This is a genomic window from Clostridium sp., assembly GCF_050717535.1.
GTDB lineage: Bacteria > Bacillota > Clostridia > Clostridiales > Clostridiaceae > Clostridium_AD.
This window is the reverse complement of the sequence record NZ_JBOITM010000031.1, coordinates 1-19480: the sequence shown is the minus strand read 5'-3', so window position 1 is coordinate 19480 and position 19480 is coordinate 1. Positions and strand designations below refer to the sequence as shown.

The 19480-nt window shown below is 33.4% G+C and carries 16 protein-coding genes; all 16 read right to left on the bottom strand.

Features of this window, described 5'->3' with window-relative positions; all coding sequences use genetic code 11:
* Positions 1-164: 164 nt before the first annotated feature.
* Positions 165-539 (bottom strand): DUF956 family protein, encoded by a 375-nt coding sequence (locus ACREVU_RS06090; RefSeq protein WP_431550730.1) that lies wholly within the window; start codon positions 537-539, stop codon positions 165-167.
* Between the two features lie 261 nt (positions 540-800).
* Positions 801-1712, bottom strand: a complete 912-nt coding sequence (locus ACREVU_RS06085) for a PTS system mannose/fructose/sorbose family transporter subunit IID (RefSeq protein ID WP_431550732.1) — start codon at positions 1710-1712, stop codon at positions 801-803.
* 19 nt (positions 1713-1731) lie between these two features.
* The gene (locus tag ACREVU_RS06080) at positions 1732-2538 is read right to left on the bottom strand and encodes a PTS mannose/fructose/sorbose transporter subunit IIC (RefSeq protein ID WP_431550729.1); all 807 of its coding nucleotides are present in this window, start codon (positions 2536-2538) and stop codon (positions 1732-1734) included.
* Between the two features lie 36 nt (positions 2539-2574).
* Positions 2575-3552 (bottom strand): mannose/fructose/sorbose PTS transporter subunit IIA, encoded by a 978-nt coding sequence (locus tag ACREVU_RS06075; RefSeq protein ID WP_431550728.1) that lies wholly within the window; start codon positions 3550-3552, stop codon positions 2575-2577.
* Positions 3553-3647: 95 nt separating this feature from the next.
* Positions 3648-4121 carry a mannose/fructose/sorbose PTS transporter subunit IIB gene (locus ACREVU_RS06070; RefSeq protein WP_431550727.1) on the bottom strand — a complete coding sequence of 158 codons (474 nt, stop codon included), beginning with the start codon at positions 4119-4121 and terminating at the stop codon, positions 3648-3650.
* Positions 4122-4432: 311 nt separating this feature from the next.
* Entirely contained in the window at positions 4433-7243 is a 2811-nt protein-coding gene (locus ACREVU_RS06065) for a sigma-54-dependent transcriptional regulator (protein ID WP_431550726.1), read from the bottom strand.
* A gap of 189 nt (positions 7244-7432) precedes the next feature.
* Positions 7433-7849, bottom strand: a complete 417-nt coding sequence (locus ACREVU_RS06060; RefSeq protein ID WP_431550725.1) for a hypothetical protein — start codon at positions 7847-7849, stop codon at positions 7433-7435.
* A gap of 195 nt (positions 7850-8044) precedes the next feature.
* Entirely contained in the window at positions 8045-8977 is a 933-nt protein-coding gene (locus ACREVU_RS06055) for a S66 peptidase family protein (RefSeq protein WP_431550724.1), read from the bottom strand.
* Complete coding sequence (locus ACREVU_RS06050; RefSeq protein ID WP_431550723.1) at positions 8977-9903, bottom strand: ATP-binding cassette domain-containing protein; 927 nt, start codon at positions 9901-9903, stop codon at positions 8977-8979. Before ACREVU_RS06050 ends, ACREVU_RS06055 begins: the two co-directional genes overlap by 1 nt.
* Before the next feature lie 4 nt (positions 9904-9907).
* Entirely contained in the window at positions 9908-10942 is a 1035-nt protein-coding gene (locus tag ACREVU_RS06045) for an ABC transporter ATP-binding protein (protein ID WP_431550731.1), read from the bottom strand.
* A 79-nt stretch (positions 10943-11021) separates the two neighbouring features.
* Complete coding sequence (locus ACREVU_RS06040; protein WP_431550722.1) at positions 11022-11990, bottom strand: ABC transporter permease; 969 nt, start codon at positions 11988-11990, stop codon at positions 11022-11024.
* Positions 11987-12931, bottom strand: coding sequence for an ABC transporter permease (locus ACREVU_RS06035; protein ID WP_431550721.1), 945 nt, complete (start codon positions 12929-12931; stop codon positions 11987-11989). Before ACREVU_RS06035 ends, ACREVU_RS06040 begins: the two co-directional genes overlap by 4 nt.
* A gap of 81 nt (positions 12932-13012) precedes the next feature.
* Positions 13013-14866, bottom strand: coding sequence for a peptide ABC transporter substrate-binding protein (locus ACREVU_RS06030; protein ID WP_431550720.1), 1854 nt, complete (start codon positions 14864-14866; stop codon positions 13013-13015).
* 249 nt (positions 14867-15115) lie between these two features.
* Positions 15116-15694 (bottom strand): M15 family metallopeptidase, encoded by a 579-nt coding sequence (locus ACREVU_RS06025; RefSeq protein WP_431550719.1) that lies wholly within the window; start codon positions 15692-15694, stop codon positions 15116-15118.
* Entirely contained in the window at positions 15694-16500 is an 807-nt protein-coding gene (locus ACREVU_RS06020) for a serine hydrolase (RefSeq protein ID WP_431550718.1), read from the bottom strand. Before ACREVU_RS06020 ends, ACREVU_RS06025 begins: the two co-directional genes overlap by 1 nt.
* A 32-nt stretch (positions 16501-16532) precedes the next feature.
* Positions 16533-19235 carry a peptidoglycan D,D-transpeptidase FtsI family protein gene (locus ACREVU_RS06015; protein WP_431550717.1) on the bottom strand — a complete coding sequence of 901 codons (2703 nt, stop codon included), beginning with the start codon at positions 19233-19235 and terminating at the stop codon, positions 16533-16535.
* Positions 19236-19480: the final 245 nt, after the last annotated feature.

The following is a 19480-nucleotide window of genomic DNA, read 5'->3' as shown; positions in this document are numbered from 1 at the left end:
CTTGGCCGCCGACTTCCTTCAGATTCCGTCTCGCGATGGACACCCTTGTCTTAAGCTATGCACTTGGCACTATTAACCCGTGCTAGGGACTTTCACCCATTAGATTGCGCCCATGCCGGGCGCACAACAAAAAAGGGAATCAGAATGTGAATCTGATTCCCTTTTTATTTATTTTTAAATCTCGATTGCACCGCTCGCTTTACAACATCAAAAAAGCTTAACGAATTAACCATATGATTTGGCTCAACATATTTTCGAATAGCACGAAGCACTTTTTTAGGTTCTTTAGAAGAAAAAATAAAGTTACCATTTTTCTTTGTTTGGATCGCATATCGTGGAATCCACTTTCCTTTAAACAATACGGACGCAATAACATTGTCAACGTCTTCCCAAGGAATTTGAATAAATTTGCGAGAATCACGAGAATTATAAAACTCAAAACCTTTGTCTCCGATCATTATTTTTCCATAATCTGTAAAACCCGTTAAAGCTGTTCCATCAATTACTAAATCCACTTTTGTATTGAGTGATTGAACCATACGATCTACCTCTTTTCTATTAATTAATAAATCATTTTACTTATTGACTATAGTTTATAATATACCTTCTTAAGATTAAATAATCAAGTGGCACAAGTTTGTAAGAACAAAATTTCCCTACGGTCGAGTAGTGCCACCCACGTGGCAAGTGGCAAAAGTGACAAGCTGTAGTGTATAGATGTTATCCACAGACACTTCCGCAAGCTGTTTCCTATATAATAAAAAAACCTAGGCTAAGAGCCCAGGCTTGAGTAAAAAATATTACATTAAACCGATTAAGTGGAAAACAATGCCGACTGCGAACAGTCCAAAAATCATTGTAATTGGAGATACTTTCTTATTAAGCAACCACATACAAAGTAATGTAAGTCCTAATCCTGCAATTCCAGGAATCAATGAATCTAAGTTATTTTGTAATGTTGTAACCTTTTCAGCAGTTAATGATAAACCGCCTCCTTGTTGCAAGAGAGCTTGTTTAATACCTTCTGATCCAGCAGGAAGTTTATCCCAAACAATGAATGCACCTTTAGCTAACTTAACGGATGATACTATAGGTGTAAATACAACACTTACCCATCGATTAACTAATGATCCCAAAATGAACATACCAAGGATGGATGCTCCTTTTGTAACATCTTGTAGTAAATTACCTGATACATCATCGGTAATTTTCGAACCTGCTTTGTAACCAAATTCTTGTGTATACCACATAAATGACATACGAATAGCATTCCAAGCAAGGAAAAATATAATTGGTCCAAGTATGTTACCACTCATAGCAAGAGCACCAGCTAATGCCCCTAAAATTGGCCTAACAGTAAACCAGAAAACTGGATCTCCTACACCTGCTAAAGGCCCCATCATACCAACTTTAACACCTTGAATAGTTACATCATCTATTGGTAGACCATTTGCACGGTCTTCTTCTAATGCTAATGTTACACCAATAACTGGTGAAGCTACATATGGATGAGTATTAAAGAACTCCAAGTGACGTTTAAGTGCAGCTATACGATCTTCTTTAGTCTTATACAACTTTTTGATTGCGGGTATCAATGCGTATGTCCAACCACCGTTTTGCATTCTTTCATAATTCCAAGAACCTTGAAGGAAAAATGAACGCCACCAAACAGAAATACGATCTTTTTTAGTTAATGTTATTTTTTTTACCATTTTCGTGTCCTCCCCCTTCTTAGTAAGTGTCAATAATATCGCCTAATGGATCACCAGTATTTGAGCTTCCACCATTGCCTGAGCCGCCTTGTTTAGTAAGCTTCAAGTAAATAAGAGCCACACATACACCGATTGTACCTAGTCCGATAAGTGTAATTTGTGAAATAGTTGCTAGTACAAAACCAATTGCAAAGAATGGCCATACTTCTTTTGTAGCCATCATGTTGATTACCATTGCATAACCAACAGCTACTACCATTCCACCACCGATTGCAAGTCCACCTGTGAGCCATGTAGGCATAGCTTCAAGTATTGAACGAATTGGAGCAGCACCAACTGCTAAAATCAAGGCAGCTGGAATTGCAATACGTACACCCTGCATACAAATAGAAATAATATGCCACATTTCAATTTTTCCAATATTTCCTTGTTCAGCAGCAGCATCCATGAAATGTACGAATATTGTTGCTATGGTACGACAGAAAATTGTTAATAATAGTCCTGCAACTGCTAGTGGAACAGCAATAGCGATGGCTGCAGGAACTCCTGCTGCACCTTGGCCACCAAGAACTAGAATGATTGCAGATGCAACAGATGCAAGCGCTGCATCTGGTGCTACGGCAGCACCAATATTTGCCCAGCCTAAAGCAATCATTTGAAGAGAACCGCCTAAAATTAGGCATGGTAATAAGTTACCTGTAACTAAGCCGATTAACGTACAAGCAATTACTGGTTGGTGGAATTGAAATTGATCCAAGATACCTTCCATACCAGCTAGAAATGCTACGATAACGACTAATAACATTTGGACAATATTTATATCCATGTATATTAATCCCCCTTTTCCATTTAAATAGTTAGATTATTTTAGTTTATTTAATTCCGCTTGTGCTTTTTTAAGAATTTCGTCCATATTTCCTTTTGAATCATTTGGAACTTTGCGGACATCAAAAGTAAGTCCAGCTTGTTTAAGCTTCTCGAAAGTATCAATATCGTCTTGATTAAAAGCGAGTACTTTGTTTGGTTGAACTTTACCTATAGCATGAGCCATAGATCCAATATTGATTGTCTTAAGTGGTACTCCACCTTCTACTGCGCGAAGAACATCTTGTGGATTTTCAAAAAGAAGCAGTGCACGTTGTCCACCAAAAGATTGATCATTTTTTGCAAGTTTAATCATTTGATTAACTGGAACAACATGAGCTTTAACACCTGGAGGAGCAGCCTGCGTAATCAATTTACTACGAAGCTCATCTTTGGCTACTTCATCTGATACTACAATAATTCGTGTAGGTAACACACTTTTTGACCAAGCAGTCGCTATTTGTCCATGAAGTAAACGAGAATCAATACGAGCTAAAACATATTCGAATGATCCAGGTGCACCTGCATTAGATTGTTTAACGGTGGTCTCTGAAGATTTACCATCATCTGCTGGTTCTAATTCTTCAGGCTTAACTTTAACTCCTTGTTTAGCTGGCTTTAAGATATAAGCCGCAATTTCCTGTGCGGATTCCATTGAAGACCGTGAAGCATAAGCCTCAATCACCATTGGTAGATTCATACCAGCTACAATTGCCCATTTGTCTTTGTGTTCTTCAAATAGACCATTTGCTTGGTTGAACGGAGTCCCACCCCAAAGATCAACTAAGAATAAAACCTCATCTTGGTTGTCAAAGGATGCGATTGCATCTTTCATTTTTGCTTTAAGATCATCAGGCCCTTCACTAGGCATCAACGTAACAGCTTGTACGTTTTCTTGTTCTCCGAAAATCATAGCGCCAGATTGCAAGATGCCTTTAGCAAATTCTCCGTGACTAGCAAGAATAATTCCTACCATCTCTATACCTCCTATTTTTTATTTGTTACAGTAAAATCTATATATAAGTTCCGAAAAACCTGTAACCAAAGTTAATGATTATGATACATTTAGTCTTATAGTTTTAACATTAAATCTATTTTTGAATCTGAAGAAATTTTTCTTATTTCTAATTCAATGTCTTTTTCATTTAATTTTTTGAAAGCTTCAATATCTGTATCATCTACAGATACTACACTAGTTATTTGTTTCTTTCCTGCTTTAAATGACATACCACCAATATTTACACTCTTTATTGGTACTCCACCTTGAACCATCCTTAAAACATCAGTTGGATTAGTGAATAGAAATAGCACTCTATCCTCTTGATATCTTGGATTACCATAAGCTCTTATTGCCTCATCAATTCCTACAACACTTGATTTAATTCCTGGAGGTGCAACTTGCTCCAAAAGTGTCTTTCTAATTGAGTCCTTTACTACATCATCATTACATACAAGTATTCTTTGACATTTTGTATGTTTTGACCAAATCGTTGCTACTTGACCATGTATTAATCTATCATCAATTCGTGCAAGCACAATATTCACTACAATTCATCCTCCTCATAAGCCACCTAAGTTGTCACATTTGTATAGAGCAATTGTTGTGCCAAAATAGTGTATTATTTTTTAAGTTTGTGTAAATCTTTTAAAATAGCCATTTTTCATTTAAAATTTCTTTTATTTTATAAAATTGATACACTTATTCTGTTATTTCAATACTAATTGTAATCTTTCACAGATAAAAAAGTGTATCAAAAGAGAAGTGTATCAGTATGCTAGCATCCGTATTGTAATTAACTAAGAACATGCTTTCTATTTTATAAACAATTGGGGCATTATTCTTCAAGTTCCTTGTTTTATTCGGCAAGTACCTTGTATTGTTCTGTAAAAATTTCGCATATATAATATATTTCGTCATCTGTTAGACTAATATTTAGTGCTTCTTTAAATTTGAGCGCAGCTTCCTTCACACATTTTAAAACCATAGCATCCATTTCGCTCCTGTCTCCACTATAGATGAGTGTTTCCTTTATAACCATTCTCTCTAAGACACAACCCGTATGTATCATCAATTTAATTTTAAAGGAGTTACTAAAACTCTTATCCATTTCTTTTTCTAATACGCTTGTAAAATCCATTAATACACTAATAATCTTATGTGGATTTAAAAACGTTAAAAATTCATTTAGGCTATCTTCGCAAAGTTCTTTAACCACTATATTTTCTTCTTTTATATCAGTAGGTATATTATTCTTCTGTATTATGTTAATAATACGTTTTTCACCATCGCCCCCAATAAGCCTCTCTATTGATATAAATGGTGCATCTATTTTAGGATCCATAATACCTACAGTTGCTAAAATATTGTATTGGTTCATTAAATCCTTTAACTCAGCTTTAATATTCGTTACACCTATTGGTATAATGATTATTTCATCTCTTGTTATATTAATTACAATGTTATTAACTAATTCTTTAAGTTTTTTGGCTGTACCTTCACCTGTAGAACAAATGGTTATTATAGCTTTGCTCTTTTGCTGCACTAAGTTTCTTGAATCTTTACTATAAGTACCATATCCCTTAAAGTCTTTTAAAGAATCATATAAAGTGTCTAAATCCATATCAAGCATATTGGCCTTTCTAACTGCCTCAAGTACTAGTGGTGTTGATGTCATATCAACAGTTTTAACTCTTACACCTGTTTTTTGGGTTATTATAGTATCAAAACTCGTTAGTGATCCCATATCCACAAGCAGCAGTACTCCTCTTCCCATATCAATTTCATTTACCTTTTCTATTATATCATTAAGCACCCTCTGCGGACTCACATCAAGAGGCATATCTACACTCTCCACAACCCCTTCACCTAAGAGTCTTTTGGCCACATTGACCATAGAACTGGCAGTACTACTACCATGCAGAGCAACTATTACAGCTACTCTTTGATCGTTTTGCTCTTCTTGCACTGAGTTAATCAGAAGTGTTAAGTAAATCACCTCCATATCAGGTACTACAATATTATATTTTTTCTCAATAAGATCTTTTATTTTAAGTGATATTTTAAATTCTTCTTGTTTATCATTAATTGTATTTTTTATATTAGTATATTTTAGACTTCTTCTACTCTCTATCCTTTTTAAAAATGCACTGATGTGAAGACTAAAAGCATATAGAAATCTTTCACTAAACTTTCTGTTTAACTCTAATTCTACAAGTACTTTAACTTCCTCTGCAAATTGAAGTGTATCCTCATTTACAAGCTTCAGTATCTTTTCTCTATCTTGAGCAATATTCTTTCCCTTTTTATAAAAGCACTTAAGATGAATATTGATATCTGTAGTTATAAATTTTTTTATATATTCATCATCTGCACCTTCATCTTTTAAAATAGCAGCCTTGTCTTCTATTATTTTATATAAATTAAAAGTTGGCTCAGAAGAATCCTGTTCTATAAGAACCTTAAAGCCCTGCGGCATCACTACCATCTGATTATCAAAGTATTGAGATAGTTCTTCCTCTTCCATTTTTTTGCTTCCTAATGAGAATATTCCATTTTTTATATCTGGTGGTAAAGATTTAAAATCTATCTCGATGAAGTCTTTGTTATTTATGCTATTTAAAAATCCATTAGCACAGACTAATTGTATATTAGATTTCATCTGACCGATATTCCCATAGGTAACACTTCCAATGATTGCCTTTAAAGCTTCTCCCTCTACCCTTATTTGTTTATTTACTCTATGCGCTTCATTTGCTAAAAGAAATTTTACTATATCTAACTTATCTCTGCCAGGCCGTTCTTCTAAAGTTGGGAGAGATATAACTATAGGAATTCTTCTTACAAAGGTTTTTAAAAGTGAAGAGGCAGGATCCTCTGTGGTTGCGCCTATAATACGTACAGTAGATTTCCTGTTTCTTTCTGTTTCGCCGAGTTTACCGTAAGTCCCCGTATCTATGAAATAAAATATCATTTCCTGTCCTTCAGGCGGAAGTCTATGAATTTCATCAAGAAATAATATTCCACCGTTAGCCTTGGCTACAAGGCCTTCTTTTTCAGAATCTGCCCCAGTGAATGCGCCTTTTATATGTCCAAACATATGTGATAATAGAAGTTGAGGATTATTATAATAGTCTGCACAATTAAATAACACAAAGGGAGACTTTGCTTCTAATCTTTTAACATACACCGCATATTTATACATCATATTAGCAAATAGTGTTTTGCCCACACCTGTAGGCCCTACAATAAGTGTGTTAAGCCCGTTAGGAGGGTAAAGAACAGCAGCTTTAGCTTGCTCAATATGTGTTCTTAAACTGGTATTATATCCTATAAGACTATCAAAAGGATTCTTTTGCGCCTCTTCAGTTTTATCATCAGCTATGAATTCATTAAAATTGTCTACTTCTAAAGGGCCAGGCTGCAACTTAAATCCTAAAAGCCTCTCTACTATTTCTCTATCTAAAAATAGTACTGGTCTACCTTTTATTTTTATTATCTTGTCCGCTCTAAGCAAATTATTTAGCTCAAGACTTACATTGTTTCTCATCATACCTAAGCCTTCTGCGATTACCCCAGCACTAAATCCTCTCCCTGATTTAATATCTTTTAAAAGGAATTCTTTAGATTGCTGGGCCATGTAACTATATATTTTATCGATCCTTTTCATAAGTTCCACCTCATTTATATGTAAAATAATTTTTCTATATACTCTAAATACTATAATACACTATTTGATACACCTTTTGATAGTGTATTATTTTAGTAGTGTCTTTTAGTAGTGTTATATTGATATAATTCACTTTCCCAAAAAACAATAATATTAAAAGGAAACTTTTAATGAACAATTTGCCTTTTCTTAAATACTAGTTTTTAAATTATTTAAAATATTGTTGAATTTATCTGGCTCAATATTATAAGTAATACACAATCCATCAAAGTTTAATAAATATGCAAAAAAATCTGGGTCGGCATTAAATATAAACCTAACATCAAGCTCGGGCACTTTTAAATTAGGTAATCTAACTCCTCTTAAAATATCAAATACTATATCTATATAAACACCTGGATTGCCACCTTGTATAAGAAATTTAAGTCCATCTGAATTAAAAGAGCAATTAAATATTTCTACATTAAAAGTAAAATAAGGACTCTTATTTGAACAGTTATCCTTATTTTGTTTAATAAATATTCGTCCTTTTTCCTCTAGCACTTTTTTGTTTAGAACTTTAAATTCATGCAATGTAATTTTTCTTTCAATTGTGTTGGATAACATATTTTATTCCCCCTTCTTCTATGTAAATTTCAATTATAGTTGTTCCCTACATATTGGATTTTATTTCATAAACAGATATTAATATAATGTATCTACTTCTACAAATCTCTTGAAATACCTCCTAAATACTATGCATATATACAAAAAACACCAGAAATATTTTCTGATGTTAATTTATATCACAGTCGGCTATTTTTAATGCAAAACACTTTCTGTAATTGTAAGGCTACAACTATCTGCATCTAGCACTGCTTCTGCTCCAAGAGGAATTGTAATTTTAGGACTGCAATGGCCTGCCATGAAATTATATATGGTAGGTTTTTTACCTTGCAATATAATATCATTAAATACCTCCAGCAGTGTATGGTCAAATTCCTCGTATTGTGGTAGACAGTTTGTGAAATTCCCTAATATTATGCCCACACAATCCACAAGTTTTCCTGAAAGCCTAAGTTGAGTAAGCATCCTATCTATAGAGTAAGTAAATTCATCTACATCTTCTAAAAATAGGATTTTACCTAAGGTATCGATTTCATATGGAGTCCCAATTGTGGCTGCAATTAATGATAGATTTCCACCTACTATTTTCCCACTAGCCACTCCGGGTACCATTGACTTAATTTCAAAGCCTATAGGATTATTGATCCGACCTAAAGGCTTAATGGACGTAATAGCATCTAAATAGCTTTTCTTTGAGAATTCATCAAATCCCCCTAACATATCAGATGCAGCCATTGGCCCATGAAAGGTGATAAGGTCACATTTTTGATTTAGTGCTACATGGATTGCAGTTATATCACTATAGCCTATAAAAATCTTAGGATTTTCTTTAATCATATCATAGTCTAACTTATCAAGAATTCTTGGAGTCCCATAACCACCTTTTATACAGAATACTGCATCAATATTGTTATCTTCAAACATTCTATTTATATCTCTAGCTCGTAATTCATCATTTCCTGAGAGATATCCATACTTTTTACCGCAGCTTTCTCCTATTACTACAATAAAGCCCTGATTCTCTAGAACTTTGATAGATTTTTCTAGTCCATCAGCCTGTCTTAACGCACTTGATGGTGCCACAAGACCTATTGTATCTCCTGTTTTTAATGCTTTTGGTTTATTCATTACAAAATGCTCCTTTCTAAGGGTTCATTAACAAGCACAAAGTGTTCAGCTTCCACTTCAACCCAAGTTGCCTTATAATTATTAGAGTCATCGGGCCTCGGATCATAAACTTCTATAATTCTTTTTCTTTCGACGCGAGGATCCGGTATTGGAATTGCAGAAAGTAATGCACGAGTATACGGATGAACTGGATTATTAAATAATTTTTCTGTATCTGCAAGCTCCACTATCTTGCCTTTGTGAATTATGGCTAATCTGTCTGTAGTAAAACGTACTACTGATAAATCATGAGAAATAAGCAAATATGTTAACCCTTTTTCCTTTTGCAGATTAGATAATAGATTTAATACCTGAGCACGAATAGATACATCTAGAGCAGAAATAGGCTCATCTGCAATAATAAGCTCTGGCTCCATAACTAGAGCTCTAGATATTCCAATGCGTTGCCTTTGTCCACCAGAAAATTCATGAGGAAACCTACTTGAAAACTCAGGAAGAAGTCCCACATCAAGTAACGCTTTTTCTACTTTGACTTTCCGCTCTTCTTCACTTTTAAAGTTTTTCAAGTTATATAAACCCTCTGATACAATATAATCTACTTTAGCTCTTTCGTTTAATGAGGCCATGGGATCTTGAAATATCATTTGAATTTTTCTAGTTACCTCTTTATCTAACTCCCGACTAATCTTACCATTAATTTTTTCCCCTTTAAAAAATATTTCACCCCCTTCTATCTCATTAATTCTAGCTATAGCCCTCCCAATAGTAGTTTTACCAGAACCAGATTCTCCTACTAGCCCAAAAGTTTCACCTTTATATATATTGAAACTAACATCATCTACAGCAGTAAATACTTTTTTCTTTTTTCCAAACTTAACACTTATATTTTTTACTTCTAATAAAATTTTCTTGGATTTGTCCCTCATATTATTACTCCCCCCACTTCTCTAATAGTGATTTAAGCACTTCAGGTGGTTCTACCTTTGGCGATCTAGAATCTAATAACCAGGTTTTAGCTTTATGAGTAGGACTTATAGTAAAATATGGTGGCCTTAAAACAAAATCTATTTTTAATGCTTTAGGATTACGCGGTGCAAAGGCATCTCCTTTTATTTCGTTAAATAGATTTGGAGGAGTACCCTTTATTGAATATAAGGCCTCACCTTTAACCCCAAGTTGTGGCAGGGAGGACAATAGTGCCCAAGTATAAGGATGTTTTGCATTATAAAAAATTTCTTCTGCGGTTCCAATTTCCACAATATCTCCAGCATACATAACCGCAATTCTATCAGCAACTTTCGCAACCACACCTAAATCATGAGTTATATAAATAATTGATAGTTTATATTTATTTTGCAAATTCTTTAGGAGTTGAAGTATTTGAGCTTGAATTGTAACATCAAGGGCCGTAGTAGGTTCATCGCAGATAAGTATTTTAGGAAGACAAGCAATGGCAATAGCAATAACTACTCTTTGCCTCATTCCACCTGAGAATTCATGTGGAAATTGGTTATACCTAACTTCAGGGCTAGATATTCCTACATCTTTTAGTATGTCTAGCACAATATTTTTAGCAGTTTTACCTCTGTAGCCTTGATGAAGTTCCACAGCTTCTACAATTTGTTTTCCAATAGTTTTAAGCGGATTCAGTGCAGTCATAGGATCTTGGAATATCATTGCAATTTCTTTTCCACGAATTTTGAGCCACGGCTTTTCCTTTTTGAATTTGCCAATGTCCTCTTCTTTATACATAATGCTCCCTGAATCAACCCATCCATTCCCATCAAGCAGTCCTATAAATGATTTAGCAAAAACTGATTTTCCAGAACCAGACTCACCAACAATAGCTAAGCTTTCGCCTTCATATAAGTCTAAAGAGGCTTCTCTTATGGCAGTTAGAGTACGTCCCCTCAAACTAAATTTAATAACCAAATTTACAACTGATAGAACTGTTTTTTTAGGCATAACTTCCATTTTGGACCTCCTTGTATTCTAATAGGATTATAATATTTTCATTTTAATCTAAATTTAAAGGAAGCTCCATCTAAACGTGATTTCTAGGATCAGAAGCATCTGCAAAAGTATTACCAATTACATAGAAAGATATAGTAATAATTGAAAGTACTACTGCTGGAAAAATTAGTTGATATCTTAAAGAAGGTACCATCATTATAATTCTTCCCTCGTTTATAAGATTTCCAAGTGAAGGGGTGTTTAAAGGAAGCCCTAGGCCAATGTAGGTTAAAAACACCTCAGCTCCAATAGCCATTGGAATCGCTAGCGCTAATTGAAGCATAATTACTGAAACTAAATATGGGAGTAAATTTTTTGTAATAATTCTACTTATAGGAGTCCCCAGGCATCTTGAAGCTAAATTATATTCCCTATCACGAATTATAACTATTTGGTTACGTACAAATCTAGCCATACTTAACCAATTTGTAAGGCACATAGCAACCACCAAAGTTAAAATACTAGGACGCAGAATATAGGCAAGCAAAACCATAATAATTGTATTAGGAATATTGTCTAGCACATTATAGATTTCTGTTATAATTCCATCTAATGCTCTAACGTAACCCCATAAACATCCAACAGTAATTCCAATAATCCCTTGCCATACTCCCACTAATATCCCTATTAAAAGTGAGGTCCTGGTTCCACTCCATATTCGAGACCAAAGGTCCTGTCCTATAGAATTAGTACCAAACAAGAACTCACTATCCGGGGCTTGATTTCTTAGTTGTATGCCTGTCTTCACGTTATTATAAATCATAGTAGGTGATTTCTGATTTGGTAAATATGGCTGCAGCACCGTATAAGTAATTAAAAGTGTTATTATAATCAATAAGATTGTGGCTACTTTGTTTTTTGAAAACACTTTAAAAGTAGATTGCCAGTAGGAATAATTAGAATACCCTGTTCTCTCCGAACCACTTTCATCATAGTTTGCAAAATCAAAGAGTGAAGGATCAATGTCATCTAACCTCTTGTTAAATTTTGTATTATTCATCTAGTTCCTCCTTGCTTATCTAGATTAATACGTGGATCAAAACCCGCCATAAGCATATCTCCTAGGAAAAGACTAATAATGCCTACCGAGGCATATATTAAAACCAATGCTTGAACTATAGGATTATCCTGTCTTTGAATAGTATCAACAAGTAATCCACCAGTACCTGGTATTGAGTATAGTGATTCAATGTATATAGAACCTACTAGAGTATATAAGATAGATGCCGGTAAATATTGCGCCATAGGAACAAAGGCATTCCTTAAAACATGCTTTTTCATTATAACTTTATCACTAAGCCCTTTAGCTCTTGCAAGTTTTATGTAATCCTTATTTAATTCATCTACCATGTAACGTCTCATCCACATTGCATAGCTAGCTGTAGGTCCAAGAGACATAGATAAAACAGGAAGTATAAAGCTTAAGGGGTTACCTTTATCAAATAGTATTGGGAGTTTAAATATATCCGTCACATATAGCTGCAAAAAAATATAATAAACTGCAGCTGGTACTGCATTTATAATTACAATATACCCAGTACCTAACTTGTCCCAAAATTTATTTTTGTTTCTAGCCATTAATACTCCAGAACTAATGCCTACTACAAGAGCAATTGCAAGGGCTCCAAGCCCAAAGTACAAAGAGTAGAAAATTTTAGATCCAATAATTTCAGAAACGGCAACCTTCTGCCTATAAGTAATGGAAGTGCCTAAATCACCTTTAGATAAATCCTTATAGAAATGTCCAAGTTGAACATACCAAGGGTCTCTTAATCCCAAATTGGTCAAAATAGATTCTCTTTGTACTAAGTCTAATTTTTCATAACCTTGACCAAAATATCCTTCTTCCGGCATTAACCTCATGAATAAAAAAACAATTGTAATTACAATAAAAAGTGTGACTATAGATTTTCCGAGTCTTTTCAGCGAATATTTTAACAACTGCCCTCACCTCCCATTTGTCCTTATATAATATGTAATTAGCAAGGATGTTAAAATAACCATCCTTGCTAATATTTTTGTTTATTTTGCGGTGGCAGCCAACTTAAGCGCTGTAGCACGTTCCGTTTGCCAAGCTTCAAAATCATTTTTATATGTTTGCGTATTTATTGGTTTATCCATAATTTTTTGGCCTTTAAATTTATTTGCAGAAACTCCAAATGGTGAATAAGGTGATGTAAATGGTTCTAAACGTGTAGCTATAAACCCACCGCCACCTAAACTATAAGGTATAACAAGAGCCTCATCAATTAAGAATTGTTCTGCCTGCGAAAATAACTTATAACGTTTTCCAGTATCTAAAACTTCTGCCTTTGCAGCATTAACCATATTCTCATATTTGCCCTTGCCATTGGCTTCTTTATATTCAGTAGCTAAATTAATAAAGCCATAATTACTTTCTGATGTGAATGGATCTGTGTAAGTTTGTGGATCTGCATAATCTGGTCCCCAGTTACATTCCATAAGCGAATAATTACCAGCACGTCTTGTAGCATTTAAGAATCCTGTAGGAGGATATGGCAATATAATGATATCAATGTAGTCTGCTCCTAATAGCTTCTCCATTTGTTGTTCTATTACCTGCGCCCTGTTTGTCCAGTCTGAGGAAGCAGTACTGTATGGCATAACTATTTTCACTGGAAAAGTAACTTTTCCCTTTAATTCTTCCATTGCTTTAGTTTTAAAGTCTTTGGCCTTAACACCATCAAAATTACTTTGGGTAGAAGTCGTTGCAAGTGTACCGAGTTCTGTATAATCTACACCCTTTATATCTATGAAATTTTTAGGTGTAATTGTATTGCTTAATCTTCTTTCAGGCTCATAAGGTTCTGCAGTCATCATAGCTGCTTTTTTATCTAAAGCGCTAAATAATGACTTACGGAAATTAGTATTATTGACAGCCTTTTTCCAATTTTCTGGTTGGTATTTAGCATCAAACTTTGGTTGAAAATTAAAAGCATAAAAATAGGAATAAAAAGTAGTTGCAATAGGTCGCACTGTTTCTTTTTTAGTCGCATCCTTCATCCATTCATCAATAGATGATGTAGGAATTGTTGCATCAGTAATTTGACCTCTTGAGAATAATTCTGGTGATAGTGTAGTTGCTTCCTTATTATAGCTATAAGTTAACTTCTTAATAAATACATTGGACTTATCCCAATAATTTTCGTTTGCAACAAACACTCTAGAATTTTGTGGTTCATAGGTTTGCAAAATATAAGCACCATTATATAGTAAAGTCTTATTATCTGTACCAAACTTATCTCCAACTTCCCCTAAAAACTTACCATTAACTGGCATGAAACAAACATAAGTAAGCATTGATAAAAAATAAGGTTTAATTGATTCTAAGGTATACTCTAACACATATTTACTCTTTGCCTTAACCCCAACCTGAGAAAAATCTTTTACTTCTCCATTATAATATTTTTCTCCATTTTTCAGAGCACTATAAGCTATATTAGCTGTTTCTGAATTATTCTTTTTAACAAGTACATATTTCATAGAATCTACAAAATCTTGCGCCTCAACCTGCGCATACTCTTTGCCATCATTAGTTACCCATTTAACACCTTCACGCAAATTAAATGTCCAAACAAGTCCATCACTAGAGACACTCCAGTTTTTTGCCAAAGAAGGCTTTACTACACCGTATTTATCATAGTCTACTAAACAATCCACTAAATTTGCTGCTGCCGCAAATTCATTTTCGCTAGCCGTAACTAAATAATTTAATGTAGTCAGTTCACCAGAGTATACAGTAGAATACTCTTGCTTAACTTCTGTAGTCTTTGTCTTTGTATCTGCACTTTTACATCCGGATAGCATTGAAATACTTAACATAGCGGTAAGCATTAATGAAATACCTTTTTTCATTTTTTTCCCCCTTTATTTGTAATACAGTAACAGATTTAATCTTTTGGGCATAGACTTATATTAATAAGAAAATTTATTGGATTTTTATTACAATTATTATTCTTTCTAATATTATAAGCATTATCTACACTTAAATCAATATTATTTTTGCATAATTAATATTTTTAATGAATAATATTTCATTTTTTATTAAATTCTGAATATATACATCAAAAAAATACAGAATTCATAAAGAATATTTAATGCTTATTATGTAATAAAAAATTCAAGTTTTACATTAATAGCTTTATATTCACTATAGTTACAGTCTTCAAAATGCCACCATTCTGTATCAATTGTTATAAATCCGCAGCTTTCCATAATGCTTGTTAGAAAATTAATATTTTTTAATTCTTCCGCACCCACACATTCATAGTTTCTGCAAGCCTTGTCAGAGAAGTCATCAAAATTTGAAGGCATTTTAAGTTCTTTTCCAAACTCATTAACAAGAGTTATATCAACTGCAGTACCTGAGCTATGTCTTGATCCCTTCTTATTAGGATTTGCAATAAATCTTTCATCAGAAACAAGATCCCAAAATATTTTTTGTACATATATTGGTCTATATGCATCCCATATCTTTATTCTATATCCCAGCTTTTTAAATTCATTATTGGCAGTTATTAATTTTAACGTTGTTTCTCTCTGGAGAACACATACATTTACTGGATATACTGCTGTTTTAGTAAAATTGTCTTTTGTTGCATATTTTAAATCAAAAATAAAACTACTATCCATATCAGATACGTTAACCAGATTATTTACTTCCCTAATATATTTAATAGCCATTACAAATAATTCCTGTTATTATCATTATGTGCACTCCCCAAAATTAAGTATTCATAAGCAATTCTAGAAACTTTTCCTATTATATCTCTTGCATAATTATCACCAGTAGCATCAGTGGTCATCATAATAAAAATATAATTTTTGTGCTTTGTATATACTATGCCCACATCGTGATTTATATTAGTAAGGTTGCCAGTTTTATGAGCTATAATAAGCTCCTCATCAAGGTTAACTTTCATCATAGAATTGTCCAATTGCATTTTCATTATATCAAGCATTATGTCACTGTAATTCTTATTAATTAACTGCCCCTTGTTCATAAGTTCTAAAAGCTTAGCCACATCCCTCGCCGTAGTGTAATTGTCTATTCCTAATTTTCTAGAATCCAAATCCATCATTTTTCTTTTTAAAATGGTATCCTTAAAGCCTAGATCTCTAATAAATTCATTTATCTTTTCTATCCCTATCATATGTATAAGTTGATTTGTTGCAGTATTGTCACTTTGAATTATCATTAGTGTAATAAGGTCTAGAATTGTATAAGTATTCTTATCATCAAGAAGATATATAATACTGTAAGGCACCCTCTCCTTGTTATTTATAGAAATTCTATCACTTAAATTCAGTTCACCGTTTTTCACAAGTTGAAAAGTCTTTGCCATAATAAATAATTTTATTATGGAGGCTGATGGGACCACTTCCTTGTCATTTATAGAGCAAATTTTATCAGATTTTAAATCCTTAACTATAATAGAATATTTTAGGTTTTTATCTTTCATAAAGTCTAAGATCATATTTTTCAGCACAGAGGCACCTCCATGAGATTAATCTTTTAATTTTAATTAATACGTTTTAATTTCATATCATAATTATTATTATAATTTGCCATTCGAGGATCTTTTTTAAAATAACCTTCGTATATACCTTTAGCTACATTTGCAGCATCACTTCCATATCCCCCGTCAAATATAACTACAGATATTGCAATTTCTGGATTGGTGGCTGGAGCATATCCTACATACCACGCATAATCTCCCCTACCCACTTTATTTTGTATATCAGATGAACTAAACTGTGCTGTTCCTGTTTTACCACCTGTAGGTATAGGAAAATCTCCAAGCGCTCCACTTGCGGTACCATCGGTATTTCCACCTGCGCCTGTAACGTTGTTCATACCCTGCATAACTAACTCTCTGGTCTGCGTACTCATATCAGCTTTGCCTAAGACCACAGGTTTTATTTGAGATACTAACTTTCCATTAGAATCTTTTATGTTATCAAGTAAATGAAGTTTATATCTTGTCCCACCATTTGCAATGGTTGCTATATAATTAGCCATTTGAACAGGTGTGAAATTGTCCATACCTTGACCAATAGATGCAATATACATATTGTATGCTAACTTTAAAGAAGCATGTCCTTCACTTATAGCTTGATAGTTTACATCATTTAAAATTGTTTGTAAATCAACAGCAGTGAAATTTTGTCCCTTATTCTTTGGATCGGCAGCAATTAATTGCTTAAATAAATTCTCATACTTTTTCTTTGAAAAAGTTCCATTTTTCACAGAATTCGTTATTTCAATTTTAATTTCAGCTTTTATTTCTGAAAGCTTTTTACCTCCATAAATAATTTTATCGTCTCCATCTCTATCGTATAAATCTATCTTGTGAAATTTAACTCCATTACCAGAAACTCCAATAGTTAAATCTTGTTCGATATTCAAAAGATATTGAGTTGCTGACAAGTTTTTCTGTGATACAGTATTATATACTTGTCCAAAATTTTCATTTATTTCTATCCCTGTACCAGGACTCGTGGACTTAGGGTCAGCTCCTAGTCCAAAACCCCAGGCATATTTAGCTAAAATATCATCTCCATATTTCCCCCTTAACAAACCACCCACATTCATGAAAAATGGATTGCTAGATTTTTCTAGTGCACTTACTACATCTACTTCACCAAGTGCTCCATCTGTATAGAAATGATTTATATTTCCGCCTCCCATATCAAACTGGCCTTCATCATAATAAGTTGTACCAGCATTTATAACTCCCGTTTGAAGACCTACAATTGCTGTCATCGGCTTAAAAGTAGAACCTGAGGGAATAAGTGACATAGTTGCATAATTGTATAGGTATTTAGGATAATAATCAAACTTATCCTTTCTAATTGTAGTATTCCCCTTTATGCTTTTATTTATTGGAAACATATAATCAATTAAACTTTGTGGTTTTCCCTGAGCTTTTGCCATCTTTTCATAGTCTGGATTAAAATATTTTTCCGATTGAGACTGCGTTAAGCCCTGCGACGTAGAAAAATCATTTGGATTGTAACCTGGCAAACTAGTAAGTGCTAGTATTCCACCAGTATGAATATCTATGGCAACAGCAGCGCCTCTTGTAGCATTTGATACATTTAAATCATTCACAAATCCTTTACTTTGCAATTTCTTCATTTCACTAGTTAAAGCATTTTCTGTGGTATACTGCAAATTTGCATCTAATGTAAGCTTGACATTTTTTCCGGGAATTACCTTCTTACTAGAAGATTGAGTAACCTCATCTATTCCACCCTTCTCTCCTTTAAGATAAGTTTCCATGGCAGCTTCAATTCCAGAAACCCCCACATAATCCTTGCTTGTGTCATAACCCTTTGCTTCGTATTTATCTTGATTTGCAGAACTTATTTTGCTTATATATCCCAAAACCGATGAAGCAAGTTGTCCATATGGATATTGCCGAGTAGGCTGAATTTCCACCTTAATTCCAGGTAATTCTGAAAGACTTTGCTCAAATATAAGTGATGTATCTTTCTTTATATTAGTTACTATGCTAATGGATTTGTATTTAGAAAAAACGTTCATTTTTATGCCGTCTTGTACAATTAAATATCTTCTTATTACCTCTGGTGTTCCTTGTATATGTAAACTTAAAACTCCTTTTATTACTCCATATTCTTTTAGAAGTTCATTATATGTTTGCTCTGGGGTTAATTTTAAAAGTTCATTATTTAGCTTAGTAATTTCCCCTGTAGTTAAATCATCCTCTTTTTTATTATCAAATTTTGTTTTCAAGATATTAGCTTGAAGACCTCTATCTTTAAAAAATCTCAACTTCAGAACTTGTATTTCCTTAGGATTACTTGAACTAAATTCGAATCTATAAGGTTTAATCTTTAAAGGAAAACTGTCCACCTGAGCTTCTCCATTTTCATCCAAAATTTTAAATACCTTTTGTAGTGTTGTAAATATCTCTAGATCAGCCTTAGCTGTATCGGTATATGTAAGGTTATATCCCGGCACTTCAGTTGCAAGTCCTATTCCATTTTTGTCTGTTATAAGACCTCTCGGTGCCTCTACTGTCAGAATGTTATGAGTCTTAGTTTCTGCTAAATCCTTGTAGTATTGCCCATTTAATACTTGTATAGTGAATAGCTTTGCAATTATTAGTGAAAATACAACTGCCATAATTACATAAAGAACATTATATCTGTTAAACTTCTTTTCTGATTCCATTTCATCGTCATTGTAAACTTTCATTTTTACGTACACACCTTTCATAACTTAAGTCTTAATTATTATAGCATAATTTTCGTTATTATCTTCACTTTGTGCACTCCCCAAAGTTAAGATTCCATAAGCTATTTTATAAATTTTGCCAATCGAGTAGGAGCTAAATAATTAATTTATTTAGCGACCTCTCACACCACCATGCATACCGTTCGGTACACGGCGGTTCAATAGAAATTAATGTTTTAATAAATATGTCTCAGATATAGAAACTA